Genomic DNA, 15,896 nt, shown 5'->3' with positions numbered 1-15,896 from the left:
GTCCTTCTCCCTCTTGCGGGAGAAGGTGGCTGAGCGAAGCGAAGTCGGATGAGGGGTCGCACTGGCGCCGGCCGGTTTCAACCCTCATTTGGCAAAGCTCGCGAAACCCCTCATCCGTCCGCTACGCGGCCACCTTCTCCCGCAAGGGGAGAAGGATCAGGAGCCCTCAATGCGCTATCTGCACACCATGGTCCGCGTGACCGATCTGGACGCGTCGCTGCGGTTCTGGTGCGACCTGCTGGGGCTTCAGGAGGTGCGGCGGCAGGACAATGAAAAGGGCCGGTTCACCCTGGTCTTCCTGGCGGCGCCGGCGGATGCGGCGCGCTCGGCGGCCGAGCGGTCGCCGGAGGTGGAGCTGACCTGGAACTGGGACCCGGAGGTCTACACGGGCGGCCGCAACTTCGGCCACCTGGCCTATAAGGTCGATGACATCTACGCCGCCTGCCAGCGATTGGCCGACGGAGGCGTCGTCATAAACCGGCCGCCGCGCGACGGCTGGATGGCCTTCGTCCGCTCGCCGGACGGCATCTCCATCGAACTGCTGCAGGAGGGCGAGCCGCTAGCGCCCGCCGAGCCGTGGGCGTCGATGCCGAACACGGGCGTCTGGTAACGCGACGCGCACCCTCTCCCGCTCGACAGCGGGAGAGGGTGCGGATCTGCTTACGCCAGGACCACGATCGCCACGCGGCGGTTCTGGGCGCGGCCGGCGGGGTTGTCGTTCGAGGCCACGGGGGCTTCCTCGCCGTAGGAGATGGTCGCCATCCGGTTCAGGGCGACGCCCGAGCGGTTCAGGAAACGGCGCACGGCCTCGGCGCGCTGTTCGCCGAGCTGGTCATTGTAGGATTCCGGCCCGGACGCGTCGGTGAAGCCCTGGATTTCCAGGTAGACGTTGCGGTTCTCGCTCGCGAGGCGCTGGGCGAACTCGGTCAGGCGCTGCTCGGCCTCGGGCGACAGTTGCGAGGCATCGACCGGGAACTTGACCGAGTCGTCCGACAGCACGACCTCATAGAGGAACTTGCCCTCGGCCAGCTTCTGGGCCGCGGTGGCGCGTTGCAGGGCCTGGCCCGCAGTGCCCTCGACGGTGGCCAGATGGCCCTCGACGCCGGTGACGCGCGTGTCCACCACCTCAACCTGGTCCCGCACGAAACGATGGCTGGCGCAGCCGCTGGCGGCGAAGCCCATGGCGATCAGCGCGCCGCCTACCAGCGCGGTCTTCAGGGTCGATCTGTTCAAGGGAGGTCTCCAATCTGGCCGGGCGCGCAGCCCCGGGAAAAGCGCAGCTGAACAAACTGCGTCTGAGACGGCGGAGTAATGGCGCGCTTTGGGCGAGAATCGTTCAGCTTGACCATATTGTGCGACAGAAAATTGCGCGGCTGCGGAACCGCCGCCTGAGTCGAGACGTTGCGCCGATTGAGCACTTCGTGCGTCAGCGGCAGCGTTTGCCTATCGTCGGTCGATGGGTGACTTTTCGCGCAGCACGGGCCGCGCCACGTTCCTGACGCGTGCGAATGTTTTTTCACGTCGGCATGAGCGATATCCGTCGCGAGACACAAAGGACGCCCGCCGCGCGGGCGCGTAAATGGGGCGTGGCGGCCGTGGTGGTGGCGGGTCTTCACCTCGGCCTGTTCGCAATGCTGGGCATCGGCCACGCCCTGCCGCCATCCCTGCCTGCGGCCGAGCCGGTGATGGTCGAGCTGTTCACGCCCCCACCGGTCGAGCCGCCCCCGCCGCCCGTTGCCACGCCCGAGCCGGGCGGCGCCCCGGCAGCCGATGCCGCCTCGGAACCGGCCGCCCCAACGCTTGAGCCGGCCACGCCGGCGCCGGCTCGTCCGCGCCTGGCCGTCGCGCCCCCGCCCCAGGTCGAGACGGTCGCCGCCGCGCCGGTCGCCGCCCTGGCCTCCGCCCTGCCTCTGCTGGGCGCCGATCAGCTGGCCGGGGCGCTGACGGCCGGAGACGGCGGGGGTGGCGGCGGGTCGGGCACGGGGGCGGGCGGGGGCAACGGCTCGGGCGTCGGCGCCTGCGACATGGTCCGCCGCGTCCAGGACCGCCTGCGCGCCACCCCCACCGTCCGCACCGCCGTCGCCGAAGCCGAGCGCACGCTGAACGCGTCCGGCCGCGCCATGCTGGTCTGGAACGGCGACTGGCTGCAGAGCGGCGCCCAGGCCGGAAAGGGGCTGGCGGGCGTGCGTCAGGCCATCGCGCTGGAAGTGGCCTTCGCCCCGGAGGCGTGTCGCAGGCAGTCGATGCGCGGGCTGGCCGTGGTGTCGCTGAGCGACGGCGGGCCGAAACTGGCGCTGGGACGGGCGGCGTGGCGGTGGTCGGATTTGCTGGGGGTGTAAGCGCCCGTTGCTCCCTCTCCCAAAGGGAGAGGGCTTGAGGCTCCAGGAGCCGAAGGCGATTGGATAAGCCGAAAGGGTGAGGGGTGGGCGGCTCACAGGATAGGGCGGTCCCCTCACCCTTTTGCGCAAGACTGATCGCTGCGCTCTCAGGCGCTCAAGCCCTCTCCCTCTGGGAGAGGGAAAAGGTGGCCTACCCTCGAGGCCCGAACAGGATGATCGCCGCGCCGGCCAGACAGATCACGCCGCCGATGAGGTCCCAGCGGTCGGGCGCCGTCTTCTCGACCAGCCCCATCCAGGCTAGCGACGCCACGATATACACTCCGCCATAGGCGGCGAAGGCCCGCCCCGCCGCCTCGGACGGGATCAGGGTCAGCAGCCATGCAAAGGCGATCAGGCTGACCACGCCCGGCGCGATCCACAGCGGCGAGCGATCCAGCTTCAGCCAGGCCCAGAAGGCAAAACAGCCGCCGATTTCCGCAAGGGCCGCCAGCGGGTAGACGAGCAGTGCTTTCACTCGCCGGTCTCAGCTCGCTTCTTCGCCGCCAGCTTCTCCAGCACCCGGCCGCGGCCCTTGGCCAGGGCGTGGATGACGCCTCGGAAGCTGGCGACCTCCTGCTCGGAGAAGGCGGCGCGGCCCAGCATGACGCGCAGGTTCTGGCTCATCGACGGGCGCTTCTCGGGCGGGTGGAAGAAGCCGCCGTTGTCGAGCTCTGTCTCCAGATGCTCGTACATGCCGACCAGCAGTTCGTTGGCGGCGGGCGGGTCCTGCTCGCGGAACTTCGGCGGCGGGGCGTCCAGAATGAGCGTGCGCCATTCGTAGGCGTTGATGGCCACGGCCTGGGCCAGGTTCAGCGAGTGGTGGCGGGGGTCGATGGGGATGGTGACGATGCCGTGGGTCAGGGCGATGTCGGTGGTCTCCAGCCCGGCCCGCTCGCCCCCGAACAGCAGGCCGACGCCCAAGCCCGAGGCGCGGTCGTCATAGAGGATGCGGGCCGCCTCGCGCGGGGTGCGCACCGGCATCCGCGTCTCGCGCGGGCGGGCGGTGGTCGAAAAGACCGTGTTCAGATCGGCGATGGCCTCGGCCACGGTCGGATAGACGGTGACGGCGTCCAGAACCCAGTCGGCGCCCGACGCAGTGGCCCAGGCGCGATCCTGGGGCCAGCCGTCGCGCGGGTTCACCAGCCGCAACTGGTCCAGGCCAAAGTTGGCCATGACGCGCGCCACGGCGCCGATGTTGTCCGCCAGCTGCGGCTTGTCGAGGATGACGACGGGGGGAAGCATGGCTTCCGCATAAACGTCCGCTCATCCCGGCGGAAGCCGGGATCCAGTCCTTTGGCGTCAGGCAGGCTTCTGGACGAGGGAGCGCGTGTCGTTCTCACTGGATCCCGGCTTCCGCCGGGATGAGTGGGGTGAGAGTCAGTCCTCGCCGATCAGGGACAGCCACGGATCGGCCGCGCCGGCCTCGACCTCGGCGACCTTGACCGCCGGCCAGCCGATGGATCCCTGGCCCGCGGCCTGCCAGGCCAGGACGATCAGGTCGCGCAGCTCCGCCGCCGCCACGGCCAGACGGCCGTTGATGAAGGCGGCGCCCTCGGTCGTGCCGTCGCCGCGGAACGCGCCCGCCTTTTCCAGGCGATAGAAGGGGACCACCTGGGTCAGGCTGGCGTTCAGATAGGCGGCGACGCGCGGCGCCAAGTCGGCAGTCGAGTTCGCCGCCGGCATGGCGGCCTCGATCGCGTCCAGGCGGGTGGCGCGGGCCGTGGCGGCGCCCTCGAACTGGCCGTGCGTCTGGCGGCTGCTGGTGAAGCGTTCCGGGTTCGGATAGTCGCCCCAGCCGTTGTAGTGGACGCTGACGTGATGCGGCTGTGAGCCGTCGCCGACGTAGTGGCTGAGCATGCCGATGTCGCGCAGCAGCAGCGCCTCGCGCCGCTCGCGGTCGGCGCGGTACCAGGCGCGGCGCTCCATATTCATCTCGCGCGCCTCGGCCGCGACCAGCACGCGCCAATAGGCGAAGTCCTGCTTCAGCTGCAGCTGGGCGTCCATGATGGCGTAAGGCAGGTAGCCGGCGTCGTCGACGTCGAGACCCGCGCGGGTCAGCATGGCGTCATATTCCGACTTCAGTCGCGGCAGCTGGGCCAGGGTCGGGCCTGCGGCGGTCAGCACATGGCCGTCGTCGTCCAGATCGACGAAGTGGGCGGTGTCGCGCTCGCGGTCATGCGGCTGGCCGGCGCCCTTCCAGCGGTCGGGCTCACGCGAGAACTCGCCCACGTCGGCGGCCGCGGCGGCCGAGCGCACGAAGGCCGGCAGACTGTCCGGCAGGCCGCGAATCCCCGCCACGCCGATGATCCGGTGGCCGGTATTGCCCCAGGCGTCGACCGGTCGCGGCGTCGCCAGGATGCTGAGGCCGAGGATGGCCGCGACGGCGGCGAAACGAGGAAGAGTCATTACGAACCGCGCTTGAAAGAAGGCCTGACGGGTGACTGCGCATGGCTGTGACAGGCTTTGGCGGCGGCGCAAAGGTTCCCGAATGAGGCGAGGCAGGGTGTCGCACCCGTCACATTCGCCACTTTTCCGTCACAGGAGGAAACGACACGGCGAGGGCTGGACGACGTCGGGGCCAGCGCCACGCAAGTCGATTTGATGCTGAACGCCGCTGCTGCGCTCGCCATGCTTTTGTCCATGGCGTTCCCGGGCCTTGAGGGACCCATCAGCTATGAGGCCGCCGTTGCGGCGGACGCTGGTGCTCAAACAACCGGACAGGCGGCGGAAAGTTCCCAGACCGACGAGACCTCGCTGACCGATGCGCAAGCCGAGATGATGGCACGCGATCCCGACTGGCAGGGCGTCAACTGGACCATGTATCACGCAGGCGGGGGTGGAGCGACGGGCAACGATTCGCTCGGCTGTCGTCCGGTCGCCATGCGCACCATCGCCACCGACCCGCGCGTCATCCCGCGCCGGACCCGCGTCTTCATCCGCGAAACGGTCGGCATGCGGATGGCCGACGGCTCGATCCATGACGGCTACTGGTACGCGTCCGACACCGGCGGCGCGATCAAGGGCGCCAAGGTTGATCTCTACACCGGCAACGGTTCGGCCTCGATGCGGCCGGTGCGCGCCATGAACCTGCGCCGCCTGACCATCGTCGACGCCGGCCGCTTCAACGGCTGCCCCCCGCAGTGGGAAACGGCGTCTGCGGCGAGCCGCACGGACGTTCGCTAAAAGGCCTTCGGGCCTCCAGCTCTACACAACACACCAACCGTCTTCCTCGGACGTGATCCAGGGATCAGGCGTGGATCGGATCAGGCCGTCGTCGCGGCAGCCGGCGCCGCCTTCCTCGCGCGCTTGCGCATCCAGCCGGTCAGGAAGACGGCCACGATCCCGCCGCCGGCGACGATGGCCAGCGACATCAACGGCCGCACCGCCAGCCAGGCCAGGGCGATCATTACCAGCCCCAGCGTCAGGCCCAGGAAGGTCCCGACCAGCCCCGTTCCCATCCGCACGACCGCGCCCAGGAACGGAAGGACGTCGGCCAGCGCGCCCAACGGCGCCAGGATCAGGCCGAAGCCGACGCACAGGAAGGCGACGCCCGCGCCGCGGATGATCCAGGTCAGGATGCGGTTGCCGTCCTGCGCGCCGGCGAACATCTCGTCGGCCGGGACCGAGCCTTCCGAGACCAGCAGCACCGTCTCGCCGTTGCGGGTGCGGTAGGGGATCAGGTCGTCGCCCGACTGGCGGCCCACAACGCTGATCTCGCCCGGATCGACCACGGCGTAGCTGACGCGCACATCGCCGATGGCGGGGGTCGCAGGCGCGGCGCCCAGGTAAATCAGGGTCGCCGAGACGGTCGCAGGGCGGCCGTCGCCTATGGCGGCGCGGATGGCCTCTTCCTGGTCGCCGAGCCGCAGCGGCGCCGTGTCGTCCAGTTGATTCAGGATGTCGTCGTTCAGTGCGAAGGCGCCCAAGTGCGCGTCCGGCGCGTTCCAGGTCTGGCTCTCGATGTCGAAGGGCGGGTTTTCGTGACCGACCGGCTCCTTGAACTCCGAGGACTTGTTCGCCTGGCCCGACCATTCGCGGGTGTAGATGTAGGTGGTGACCGTCTCCTCGCCGCCGCCCAGCTTGGTGCGGGTCTCGGACTTGGAGTCTTCCTTCCACTGGTACATCTCGACCCGGCGCATCAGGCGCACGGCCGGGGCGGTGACGCCGAACAGGTCGTCGGTGATCCGGCCTCCGACGGTGACGGGGCCGGAGACGTGGACCAGGGCGGCTTCGCGGGCGGGATCCAGGGGGACGGTCGGAACGGCCACCACCTGGCCCGCGCCTTCCTTCAGCGCATGCTGGGTGCGGATGGCGCGGTTCTCATTCCATGCCAGGGCGACGACGCAGACCAGGATCATCACCAGACCGAACACGACGCCGGCGAAGGCCCCGCCTATGCGGCTGAACCACGACTGGCTGGTGGTTTCCGTGAACTGATCGCCGCGACCGACCATAAAACGTCCCCCCGAACGCGCGCCATTTCCCCGGCGCTGAAGCTTCAGCATAGCAGCGTTCGGCGGAGGGAAAAGACGGCGCGACGCGGAGGGTGTACCGCTTAGAACTTGCGCTGGCCGCTGACGGTCTCGAAGAACATCCGCCAGTCGCCCATCAGGCTCCACAACGGGTACTGGAAGGTCGCGGGGCGGTTCTTCTCGAAGAAGAAATGCCCGACCCAGGCGAAGCCGTAGCCGACCAGCGGCATGGCGAGCAGCCACCACGGATTCAGCGTGACCACGGCCGCCGCCAGAGCCGCCAGCACCAGGGCGGAGCCGACCACGTGGATGCGCCGGCACGTCCGGTCGGAGTGCTGGTGGATGTAGAAGGGGTAGAATTCCGAGAAGGAGCGGTAGCGCTCCGGCGCTGCGTCGCTCATGCGTCCTCCGGCGTCTACCGCCCCCCCACGGGAGGCCCTTCAGCGAAGCATGGGGCAGACGGCGGCGAGTGTCGAGACGGTCGCATCCGTTGATCGGGATGGACTAGGCGGGCTTCTCCGCCTTGTCCGGCAGGGTGAACCAGCCGAGGAAGCGCCCGGCGACGGCGGCGTCGCCCTCGACCGTCACAGCCCCGGCCGCCTGCAGGGCGGCGAGCGGCTGGCCTCCATAGGCGACGGCGGCGATGGCGGGAGCTTCGGGGGCGATGATCGTCGCCTCCGCGCCGTCGATGTCGCCGCGCGCGACCTCGAGGGCGCCGCCGCCCACCCTCACGCGGAAGGTCTCGGCGCCCAGGCGGAATCCGACGTCCGCCGTTCGGCCGGCCGCCTTTCGGGCGTCGAACATGGTGCGGAACGACAGCATCAGCGACGAGACGCTGAGCGGCAAGGTGGGGTCATGGTCCGGCGACCGGGCGGCCCAGCGGCCCAGCACCTGGAAGATGGGCTCGCTCTCCTGCCCCCAGGGCGTCAGCGCATAGACCTGGACCGAGGCAGGGGGCGGCAGGCGGCGGCGCTGAACCACGCCGGCCGCCTCCAGACTTTCCAGGCGCTGCGTCAGGACGTTGGCGCTGATGCCCTGCAGGGACGCCTTCAGGTCGCCGAAGCGCTTGGGACCCCAAAACAGCTCGCGCATGACCAGCAAGGCCCAGCGTTCGCCGACGATCTCGAGCGCATGCGCGGCCCCGCAGGCGTCATGATACCAGCGCCCGCCCATGGCTGTGGTCGGCGTAACGGACTGATCGGTTACTTTTTCTAACTTCATGGTTGACTCATATAATCACGTGATCCACCGTTGGCAACGTCAACGAGAGGAAACGCCGATGACCCAGATGATCTTCGTCAACCTGCCGGTCGCCGACCTGCCTCGATCCATCGCCTTCTACGAGGCGACCGGCGCGACCAAGAACCCGATGTTCAGCGACGACACGGCCGCCTGCATGGTCATCTCCGACACCATCTATGTGATGCTGCTGACTCACCCGAAGTGGAAGAGCTTCACCGACAAGCCGATCCCCGACGCCCACGCGACGTCCCAGGTCTCGTTGTGCCTGACCCGCGACAGCCGCCAGGCGGTGGACGACATCATCGCCAAGGCCGTCGCCGCCGGCGGCAAGGCCGAGCCCGCGCCCCAGGATCACGGCTTTATGTACGGCCAGGGCTATGACGACCTGGACGGCCACCACTGGGAATACGTCTGGATGGACCCGGCCGCCGCCGCGGGCGGTCCGCCGGACATGGCGTCCGACACCCCGGCCCACTGAGGAAACGCGATGTCCGACATCCCCCACGAACTGAGCGTCAGCCGCTTCATCAAGGCCAGCCCCGAGACGGTCTGGAAGGTGTTCACCCAGCGCCCCACGGAATGGTTCTGTCCCAAGCCGTGGACCACGCCGGTGGCCGAGATGGATCTGTTCTCCGGCGGGCGCTTCAACTTCACCCTGCAGTCGCCCGAGGGCGAGCAGCATCCCTACAAGGGCGTGGTGCTGGAGATCGTGCCGGCGCGCAAACTGGTCGCCACCGGCGCGATGACCGAAGGCTGGGTTCCGCAGGCGGGCGACCTGTCCTTCGTCCGCATGGACACCTTCGAGCCCGAGAACGGCGGCACCCGCTACGTCACGCGCGCCCGTCACTGGAACGCCGAAGCGGCCGACAAGCACAAGGCCATGGGCTTCGAGCAAGGCTGGGGCGCCGTCGCCGATCAACTGGCCGCGCTGGCCGAAGCGGAGGCGTGACCATGCGTGACAAGATCACCCCCTGCATCTGGTACGACAAAGGCCAGGCGCGAGCGGCGGCCGAGTTCTATGTCTCGCTGGGCCTGCCCGACAGCCGCCTGGACACGGCGTCCGACAGCCCGTCGGACAATCCCTCGACCAGGGCCGGCGAAGAGCTGGTGGTGGAGTTCACCCTGGCGGGCCGGTCCTTCATGGGCCTGAGCGGCGGGCCGCAGTTTCCACAGACCGAGGCGGTGTCCTTCCAGATCTACACGGACGATCAGGCCGAGACGGACCGCCTGTGGGACGCCATCACCGGCCACGGCGGCGCCGAGAGCCAGTGCGGCTGGTGCAAGGATCGCTGGGGCGTCAGCTGGCAGATCACGCCCCGGCGCCTGATGGCCTTCTACGCCGAGAGCCCCGCCCGCGCGAAGGCCGCCTTCGAGGCCATGATGACCATGAAGAAGATCGACATCGCCGCCCTGGAAGCCGCCGCCGACGCGGCGGGCTGAACCAGACCGCCCCCTCGACCCAAGGAGCATCCCATGAGCTACGTCAGCGGTTTCGTGATCCCGGTGAAGGCCGAGAACAAGGACGCCTACCTCGCCACCGCCAAGGCCGGCTGGCCCCTGTTCAGGGAGTTCGGCTGCATCGCCCAGGTCGAGACGTGGGGCGACAACGTCCCGGTCGGCGAAGTGACCGGCTTTCCCCAGGCGGTGAAGCTGGAAGAGGGAGAGGTGGTCGTCTTTTCGTGGCTGATCTGGCCGGACAAGGCCACGGCCGACAGCGGCTACGAGAAGATGATGCAGGATCCCCGCATGGAGACCCTGGACATGCCGTTCGACGGCAAGCGCATGATCTGGGGCGGGTTCGAAACGCTGTTCGAGGCCACGGCCTGACCGATCGATCCCGCTCCGCCGTCTTGAACGGCGGAGCGGGAGACGGCGACTAGAGCTTCAGCGCGTTCTCGATGCGGGCCGCCGTGCCGGCGTCCAGACCCAGCTGGTCGTAGGTCCAGCGCAGTTCGACGCCATCCGGGACCAGGGCCTTGCACAGGTCGGGCTTGTCGCGAACCAGGCTGATGGCGGCCGGTGCGCCGTCCGTGACGCTGACGGAAAAGTCGGAGGCCTGGGTGCAGCCGTTGCTGTCGACCCGCACGACCAGGGCCTGGCCGTCGAAGCGCGCGGTGCGCAGCACCTCGGTCGGGGCGTCGGTCACGGTGTGGGCCGCGGCGTGGTCGCCCACGCGCACCTCGACGTTCTCGCCCTCGGAGCCGCTGTAGATGACGCAGCCGGACAGGGCCGCGCCGGCCGCCATCAGGGCGACGGCGGCGATCAGACGGCGGATCATTGCGACGGTTCCGCCGGGGCCGAGGTCACCACGCGGGTCGACGGCTTGTCGCTGGCGATGATGATGCAGCCGCTCAGCAGCGGGGCGGAAACGGCCAGAAGGCTGGCGATGATGATCAGACGGCGCATGGATGGGATCCCCTTTAATGCAGGCTGCATATGGCGACGCTGGCCCACCGGGGTCACGTGAATAATCGGAAAGGGAAAGGACGCTGGGCCCTTGAACGGGACCGCAACCGGCATAGCTGCGGTTGCCCCTGTTCCTGCCTGACGGACCCCGCCGATGAGCCAACTGTTCTCGCCCCGCGCCATCGGGCCGCTTACCCTGAAGAACCGCATCGTGGTGGCGCCGATGTGCCAGTATTCGGCCGTCGATGGCGTGCCCCAGCCCTGGCACTGGCAGCACGTGGGACGCCTGGCGCTGTCGGGCGCGGCCCTGGTGATCCTGGAGGCCACGGGGGTCGAGGCGGAGGGGCGGATCACGCCGGACGACACCGGACTATACAATGACGAACAGGAGGCGGCCTTCGCGCGACTGATCGCCGAGCTGCGGACCTATTCCGACACGCCGATCGGCATCCAGCTGGCCCATGCCGGGCGCAAGGCCTCGACCACGGCGCCGTGGATCGACGGCGGGCGGGCGTGCCGGCCCGAAGAAGGCGCGTGGGAAACATTCTCCGCCTCGGCCGAGCCGTTCAAGGACGACTGGCACACGCCCACCGCGCTGGACGCCGCGGGCATGGACCGGGTGGTCGACGCCTTCGTCGACGCGACCCGGCGTGCGGACCGGGCGGGCTTTGACCTCGTCGAGCTGCACGCGGCGCACGGCTATCTGCTGACCCAGTTCCTGTCGCCGCTGTCGAACCACCGGACGGACGAGAACGGCGGCTCGCTGGAGAACCGGATGCGCTTTCCGCTGCGGGTCGCGGCGGCGGTGCGGGACGCGTGGCCGCGGGACAAGGCGCTGGGCGTGCGGTTTAACGGGTCGGACTGGACCGAAGGCGGCGTCACGCCGGAAGAGGCGGTGACCTTCGGCCGCGCCCTGCACGACCTGGGCTACGACTATCTGCACCTGACCAGCGGCGGCAATGTCGCCAAGGCGCGGATTCCGGGCGGCGAACCGAACTATCAGGTGCCCTTCGCGGAGCAGGTCAAGGCGGGCGTGCCGGACGCCGTCGTCATGGCCGTGGGCATGATCGCCGGACCGGACCAGGCCGAGGCCATCGTGGCCTCCGGCCAGGCGGACCTGATCGCCCTGGCCCGCGCGGTGCTGGACGACCCCAACTGGGGTCACCATGCGGCCGTGGCGCTGGGCGCGCCGGAGGCGATGCCGAAGCAGTATGCGCGGGCGGCCGAGCCGGTGTGGCCGGGGTACAAGCTGGCCCACGGCTAGATCAGAGGCCGAGGATCGTCAGGACGTCGGCAGCAGGCTGGCCGGCAGCTGGTAGGGATTGTTGACCGAGACGGGGGCGCCCTGCGGCAGGCCCAGTTCCTCGAACGACCACTGCAGCTCGACGCCCTCGGTGACCGGCTGGTCGCAGGGGTCTTCCTCGATGCGGCGCAGGGTGATGACGGCCGAACCGCCGCGCATCTGGACGATTGGGCGCAGGTCGTCCTTGGTGGTGCAGCCGTTCGAACTGACCCAGAAGACGGCCAGGTCGTTGGTGAAGGCGGCGGCGTGCAGGGGCTCGACCTGGCCGGGCATGGCGGCGGCGACCGCGTCGTCGTCCTTGCCGCCCATCGACAGGGTCTGGCAGGCGGTCAGTGACAGGCCGAGAGCGGCGATCGCCAATGAGCGTTTCATCTCAGCCTCCCTCTCCAGCCAGCCGAACACAGAATGCCAGCTTTCGCGTGCGGCGGGAATGGGCGGGGCATCAAACAAAAAAAGGCCCCGGGACGCGCCCGGGGCCTTTCGTATCTTGGGGTCGTTCGCCGATCAGGAGGAGTAGTATTCCACGACCAGGTTCGGCTCCATCTTCACCGGGAACGGCACGTCGGCCAGTTCCGGCACGCGGGCGTAGCGGACCGAGAAGCCGCGGTCGCCCAGTTCCAGGTAATCCGGCACGTCGCGTTCCGAAGACTGCTGGGCTTCCAGGACCAGGGCCAGGGCGCGGGACTTTTCCTTGACCTCGACGACGTCGCCGACCTTCACGCGGTAGGAGGCGATGTTCACCTTCTTGCCGTTGACGGTGACGTGGCCGTGGTTGACGAACTGGCGGGCGGCCCAGACGGTCGGCACGAACTTGGCGCGGTACACGACGGCGTCCAGACGGGCTTCCAGCAGGCCGATCAGGTTCTCGGAGCTGTTGCCCTTGCGGCGCGAGGCTTCGTCATAGGTAGCCGAGAATTGCTTCTCGGTGATGTTGCCGTAGTAGCCCTTCAGCTTCTGCTTGGCCTTCAGCTGCAGGCCGAAGTCCGAGACCTTCTGCTTGCGGCGCTGACCGTGCTGGCCGGGGCCGTACGAACGCTTGTTGACCGGGGATTTCGAGCGGCCCCACAGGTTCTCACCCATGACCCGATCGAGTTTGTACTTGGCGCTATGGCGCTTGGACATAAGTCACTCTCAATGCTGATGCGGCCCGGCATCCCCGTGAGTGGGAATGCGATCTCAACGGCGGTCCACGCATCGTCCGTACTGGTTCGCGCGGACCGGCATGCCGGTCGCGTGAAGGCGGGGCTTATGACGGCGGGGCGAGGCGGAGTCAAGGTTCGGCCGGCCCGTACACCGCGCCGTGGACGGGCCGGCGAAGGCAGCCAGGACTACGCCTTCGGCTGCGCCCTCAGTTCGTCGCGGATCTCGGCCAGCAGGGTCTCGGTGGGCGTGGGCGCCGACGGCGTGGAATCGGGCTGGGCTGCCTGTTGCCGGCGCAGGGCGTTGACGCCCTTGACCATCAGGAAGACGACCCAGGCGACGATCAGGAACTGGATCACGGTGTTGAGGAAGGCGCCGTACATGATGGCGACCTTCTCGATCTCCGGCGTGGCCAGGTTCTCGGGCCGCAGCACCCATTCCAGCTTGGAGAAGTCGATGCCGCCCGTGATCAGGCCGATGGGCGGCATGACCACCTGATCGACCAGGCTTTTGACGATGCCGTTGAAGGCCGCGCCGATGATGACGCCGACGGCCAGGTCGACGACGTTCCCCTTAACCGCGAACTCGCGGAATTCGGACAGCAGGCTCATCGGGCGGCTCCAGGCAAACGTGAACGTCCGCCTATCTAACGGCCACGCTTGCCGGGCCTCAAGTCAGGCGGAGCAGAAATCGGGCCTCAAGCAGCGCATGAGCGCGACAGGCCCATTCAAAATGTCAGGCGTCGCCCGATGCGTTCAGGCGCTCGCGCAGCTCCTTGCCGCTCTTGAAGAACGGCACCGCCTTGGCCGGGACCTCGACCGCCTCGCCCGTGCGCGGATTGCGTCCGGACCGCGCCGGACGGGCGCGAACGGAAAAGGCGCCGAACCCACGCAGCTCGACACGCCCGCCCTCTGACAGGGCCTCGGTCATCTGTCCGAGCACGACGTTGACCACGCGCTCGACCTCGGCGTGCGTCATGTGGGTGTTTTCCGCCGCAAGGCGTTCGATCAGTTCAGACTTGATCATTTCAGGCCCCCGCCTGTCCGACCTCAGTGGCCGTGACCCTTACCGTAGCCTTCGCTTTCGGCGCGAAAAAGGGGTTTGCGTGGCTAACGGCCAATCTTATCGTTGATAACGTCCGGCACCGGACACTTTACGCCCACGAAAAAGGGCGGCCGGATCGCTCCGGCCGCCCCTCTGTCGTCATGGGACGGGATCAGTCCTTGGCGGCGTTCTTCAGCGCGGCGCCCAGGATGTCGCCCAGCGAAGCGCCCGAGTCGGACGACCCGAACTGCTCGATGGCTTCCTGCTCGTCCTTCATTTCCAGCGCCTTGATCGAGACGGAGACGCGGCGCGAGGCCTTGTCCACGCCGGTGATCATGGCGTCGACGCGGTCGCCGACCGAGAAGCGCTCGGTGCGCTGCTCGTTGCGGTCGCGGCTCAGGTCCGACTTGCGGATGAAGCTGGAGACCGGCGCGTCGTCTTCGCCGAACTTGACCTCGATGCCGCCGGTTTCGATCGCCGTGACAGTGACCGTGACCTGCTGGCCACGCTTGTAGGTATCGCCCTCGCCGACCGGATCGCCGCCCAGCTGCTTGATGCCCAGCGAGACGCGTTCCTTCTCGACGTCGACGTCCAGCACCTTGGCGCGGACGGTTTCGCCCTTGCGGTAGCGCTGGATGGCTTCTTCACCCGACACCGACCAGTCAAGGTCGGACAGGTGCACCATGCCGTCGATGTCGTTGTCCAGGCCGATGAACAGGCCGAATTCGGTGGCGTTCTTGACCTCGCCCTCGACGGTCGAGCCGATCGGGTTGGCGGCCACGAAGGCGTCCCACGGGTTGTCCTGGGCCTGCTTCAGACCCAGCGAGATGCGGCGCTTGGAGGCGTCGACGTCCAGCACGATGACGTCCACTTCCTGCGAGGTGGAGACGATCTTGCCGGGGTGGACGTTCTTCTTGGTCCACGACATTTCCGAGACGTGCACCAGGCCTTCGACGCCGGCTTCCAGCTCAACAAACGCGCCGTAGTCGGTGATGTTGGTGATGCGGCCCGTGTACTTGGCGCCGACCGGGTATTTGGCTTCCACGCCGTCCCAGGGATCCGACTGCAGCTGCTTCATGCCCAGCGAGATGCGCTGGGTGTCCGGGTTGATCTTGACGATCTGGACCTTGACGGTGTCGCCGACCGCCAGCACCTGCGACGGGTGCGAGACGCGCTTCCACGACATGTCGGTGACGTGCAGCAGGCCGTCGATGCCGCCCAGGTCCACGAACGCGCCGTAGTCGGTGATGTTCTTGACGACGCCGTCGCGGACTTCACCCTCTTGCAGCTGGCCGACCAGTTCGGTGCGTTGCTCAGCGCGGGCTTCTTCCAGGATGGCGCGGCGCGAGACGACGATGTTGCCGCGCGGACGGTCCATTTTCAGGATGGCGAAGGGCTGTTCCTTGCCCATCAGCGGGCCGACGTCGCGAACCGGACGAATGTCGACCTGCGAGCCCGGCAGGAAGGCCGAGGCGCCGCCCAGATCGACGGTGAAGCCGCCCTTGACGCGGCCGACGATGGCGCCGTTGACCGGCTCGCCCTTTTCGAACACGCCTTCCAGGCGGGTCCAGGCTTCTTCGCGGCGGGCCTTGTCGCGGCTGATGACCGCTTCACCCAGGGCGTTCTCGACGCGCTCCAGATAGACTTCGACGTTGTCGCCGACCTTGGGGATCACGGCGCCTTCGCCGATGCCGAACTCGCGGGCGGCGATGCGGCCTTCGGTCTTCAGACCGACGTCGACGATGATGATGTCCTTCTCGACGCCGACGACGCGGCCGTGGACGACTTGGCCTTCGCCGAAGTCGCGGCCCTGAAGTTGTTCTTCGAGCAGCGAGGCGAAGTCGTCACGCGAGGGATTGAAAGCTTGGGTGTCGGTCATGAAGCTCTGGAATTTCTAAACGGTTGGGGCGC

The 15,896-nt window shown here is 68.3% G+C and carries 22 protein-coding genes; 8 read left to right on the top strand and 14 right to left on the bottom strand.

Going from position 1 to position 15,896, the window contains the following annotated elements:
- Positions 1 to 169: 169 nt before the first annotated feature.
- Complete coding sequence (locus ASG17_RS03630) at positions 170 to 610, top strand: VOC family protein (RefSeq protein ID WP_056099325.1); 441 nt, start codon at positions 170 to 172, stop codon at positions 608 to 610.
- 50 nt (positions 611 to 660) lie between these two features.
- Here ASG17_RS03630 and ASG17_RS03625 read toward each other — a convergent pair whose 3' ends face one another.
- Positions 661 to 1,233, bottom strand: coding sequence for an OmpA family protein (locus ASG17_RS03625; RefSeq protein ID WP_056099323.1), 573 nt, complete (start codon positions 1,231 to 1,233; stop codon positions 661 to 663).
- A gap of 275 nt (positions 1,234 to 1,508) precedes the next feature.
- Between ASG17_RS03625 and ASG17_RS15390 the strand changes: the two genes are divergently transcribed.
- Positions 1,509 to 2,339: a hypothetical protein gene (locus tag ASG17_RS15390; RefSeq protein ID WP_162238768.1), complete on the top strand. Its 831-nt coding sequence runs from the start codon at positions 1,509 to 1,511 to the stop codon at positions 2,337 to 2,339.
- Positions 2,340 to 2,529: 190 nt separating this feature from the next.
- On the opposite strand, the gene ASG17_RS03615 is transcribed toward ASG17_RS15390, so the two are convergent.
- The 3 genes from ASG17_RS03615 to ASG17_RS03605 form a co-directional block, all read right to left on the bottom strand.
- A complete protein-coding gene (locus ASG17_RS03615) occupies positions 2,530 to 2,853 on the bottom strand; it encodes a YnfA family protein (RefSeq protein ID WP_056099317.1) in 324 nt (107 codons plus the stop codon).
- Positions 2,850 to 3,620 carry an RNA methyltransferase gene (locus ASG17_RS03610; RefSeq protein WP_056099314.1) on the bottom strand — a complete coding sequence of 257 codons (771 nt, stop codon included), beginning with the start codon at positions 3,618 to 3,620 and terminating at the stop codon, positions 2,850 to 2,852. Before ASG17_RS03610 ends, ASG17_RS03615 begins: the two co-directional genes overlap by 4 nt.
- Positions 3,621 to 3,755: 135 nt before the next feature.
- Positions 3,756 to 4,784, bottom strand: coding sequence for a hypothetical protein (locus tag ASG17_RS03605; RefSeq protein WP_056099311.1), 1,029 nt, complete (start codon positions 4,782 to 4,784; stop codon positions 3,756 to 3,758).
- Positions 4,785 to 4,979: 195 nt separating this feature from the next.
- Here ASG17_RS03605 and ASG17_RS03600 point away from each other — a divergent pair, with 195 nt between their 5' ends.
- Complete coding sequence (locus ASG17_RS03600; RefSeq protein ID WP_056099308.1) at positions 4,980 to 5,561, top strand: 3D domain-containing protein; 582 nt, start codon at positions 4,980 to 4,982, stop codon at positions 5,559 to 5,561.
- An 80-nt stretch (positions 5,562 to 5,641) separates the two neighbouring features.
- Here ASG17_RS03600 and ASG17_RS03595 read toward each other — a convergent pair whose 3' ends face one another.
- The 3 genes from ASG17_RS03595 to ASG17_RS03585 form a co-directional block, all read right to left on the bottom strand.
- Entirely contained in the window at positions 5,642 to 6,832 is a 1,191-nt protein-coding gene (locus tag ASG17_RS03595) for a TMEM43 family protein (protein ID WP_056099305.1), read from the bottom strand.
- A 101-nt stretch (positions 6,833 to 6,933) separates the two neighbouring features.
- On the bottom strand, positions 6,934 to 7,251 hold the full coding sequence (locus tag ASG17_RS03590) for an Mpo1-like protein (RefSeq protein WP_056099302.1): 318 nt from the start codon (positions 7,249 to 7,251) through the stop codon (positions 6,934 to 6,936).
- Between the two features lie 103 nt (positions 7,252 to 7,354).
- The gene (locus ASG17_RS03585; RefSeq protein WP_056099298.1) at positions 7,355 to 8,071 is read right to left on the bottom strand and encodes a winged helix-turn-helix transcriptional regulator; all 717 of its coding nucleotides are present in this window, start codon (positions 8,069 to 8,071) and stop codon (positions 7,355 to 7,357) included.
- 58 nt (positions 8,072 to 8,129) lie between these two features.
- Here ASG17_RS03585 and ASG17_RS03580 point away from each other — a divergent pair, with 58 nt between their 5' ends.
- The 4 genes from ASG17_RS03580 to ASG17_RS03565 are packed head-to-tail and all read left to right on the top strand — an operon-like array spanning position 8,130 to position 9,919.
- Positions 8,130 to 8,570, top strand: a complete 441-nt coding sequence (locus ASG17_RS03580; RefSeq protein WP_056099295.1) for a VOC family protein — start codon at positions 8,130 to 8,132, stop codon at positions 8,568 to 8,570.
- 9 nt (positions 8,571 to 8,579) lie between these two features.
- Complete coding sequence (locus ASG17_RS03575; RefSeq protein WP_056099293.1) at positions 8,580 to 9,041, top strand: SRPBCC domain-containing protein; 462 nt, start codon at positions 8,580 to 8,582, stop codon at positions 9,039 to 9,041.
- 2 nt (positions 9,042 to 9,043) lie between these two features.
- Positions 9,044 to 9,532 (top strand): VOC family protein, encoded by a 489-nt coding sequence (locus ASG17_RS03570; protein ID WP_056099290.1) that lies wholly within the window; start codon positions 9,044 to 9,046, stop codon positions 9,530 to 9,532.
- Positions 9,533 to 9,565: 33 nt separating this feature from the next.
- The gene (locus tag ASG17_RS03565; RefSeq protein WP_056099287.1) at positions 9,566 to 9,919 is read left to right on the top strand and encodes a DUF1428 domain-containing protein; all 354 of its coding nucleotides are present in this window, start codon (positions 9,566 to 9,568) and stop codon (positions 9,917 to 9,919) included.
- Between the two features lie 49 nt (positions 9,920 to 9,968).
- Here the strand turns inward: ASG17_RS03565 and ASG17_RS03560 are convergent, their stop codons facing one another.
- Both ASG17_RS03560 and ASG17_RS15910 read right to left on the bottom strand, forming a co-directional pair.
- Positions 9,969 to 10,370, bottom strand: coding sequence for a hypothetical protein (locus ASG17_RS03560; RefSeq protein WP_056099284.1), 402 nt, complete (start codon positions 10,368 to 10,370; stop codon positions 9,969 to 9,971).
- Positions 10,367 to 10,498, bottom strand: a complete 132-nt coding sequence (locus tag ASG17_RS15910; RefSeq protein WP_255353994.1) for a hypothetical protein — start codon at positions 10,496 to 10,498, stop codon at positions 10,367 to 10,369. Before ASG17_RS15910 ends, ASG17_RS03560 begins: the two co-directional genes overlap by 4 nt.
- 154 nt (positions 10,499 to 10,652) lie before the next feature.
- On the opposite strand from ASG17_RS15910, the gene ASG17_RS03555 reads away from it, so the two are divergent.
- Positions 10,653 to 11,762: an NADH:flavin oxidoreductase/NADH oxidase gene (locus ASG17_RS03555; protein WP_056099281.1), complete on the top strand. Its 1,110-nt coding sequence runs from the start codon at positions 10,653 to 10,655 to the stop codon at positions 11,760 to 11,762.
- Positions 11,763 to 11,780: 18 nt separating this feature from the next.
- Here ASG17_RS03555 and ASG17_RS03550 read toward each other — a convergent pair whose 3' ends face one another.
- The 5 genes from ASG17_RS03550 to rpsA form a co-directional block, all read right to left on the bottom strand.
- Positions 11,781 to 12,173, bottom strand: a complete 393-nt coding sequence (locus tag ASG17_RS03550; RefSeq protein WP_056099279.1) for a hypothetical protein — start codon at positions 12,171 to 12,173, stop codon at positions 11,781 to 11,783.
- Positions 12,174 to 12,305: 132 nt separating this feature from the next.
- On the bottom strand, positions 12,306 to 12,923 hold the full coding sequence (rpsD, locus tag ASG17_RS03545; RefSeq protein ID WP_056099276.1) for a 30S ribosomal protein S4: 618 nt from the start codon (positions 12,921 to 12,923) through the stop codon (positions 12,306 to 12,308).
- Between the two features lie 206 nt (positions 12,924 to 13,129).
- The gene (mscL, locus tag ASG17_RS03540) at positions 13,130 to 13,552 is read right to left on the bottom strand and encodes a large-conductance mechanosensitive channel protein MscL (RefSeq protein WP_056099274.1); all 423 of its coding nucleotides are present in this window, start codon (positions 13,550 to 13,552) and stop codon (positions 13,130 to 13,132) included.
- A 124-nt stretch (positions 13,553 to 13,676) separates the two neighbouring features.
- Complete coding sequence (locus ASG17_RS03535; protein ID WP_056099271.1) at positions 13,677 to 13,967, bottom strand: integration host factor subunit beta; 291 nt, start codon at positions 13,965 to 13,967, stop codon at positions 13,677 to 13,679.
- A 190-nt stretch (positions 13,968 to 14,157) separates the two neighbouring features.
- Positions 14,158 to 15,864, bottom strand: a complete 1,707-nt coding sequence (rpsA, locus tag ASG17_RS03530) for a 30S ribosomal protein S1 (protein WP_056099269.1) — start codon at positions 15,862 to 15,864, stop codon at positions 14,158 to 14,160.
- Positions 15,865 to 15,896: the final 32 nt, after the last annotated feature.

The sequence above is a fragment of the Brevundimonas sp. Leaf363 genome, from assembly GCF_001424025.1.
Classification (GTDB): Bacteria; Pseudomonadota; Alphaproteobacteria; order Caulobacterales; family Caulobacteraceae; genus Brevundimonas.
This window is presented reverse-complemented; position numbering and strand designations above follow the sequence as displayed.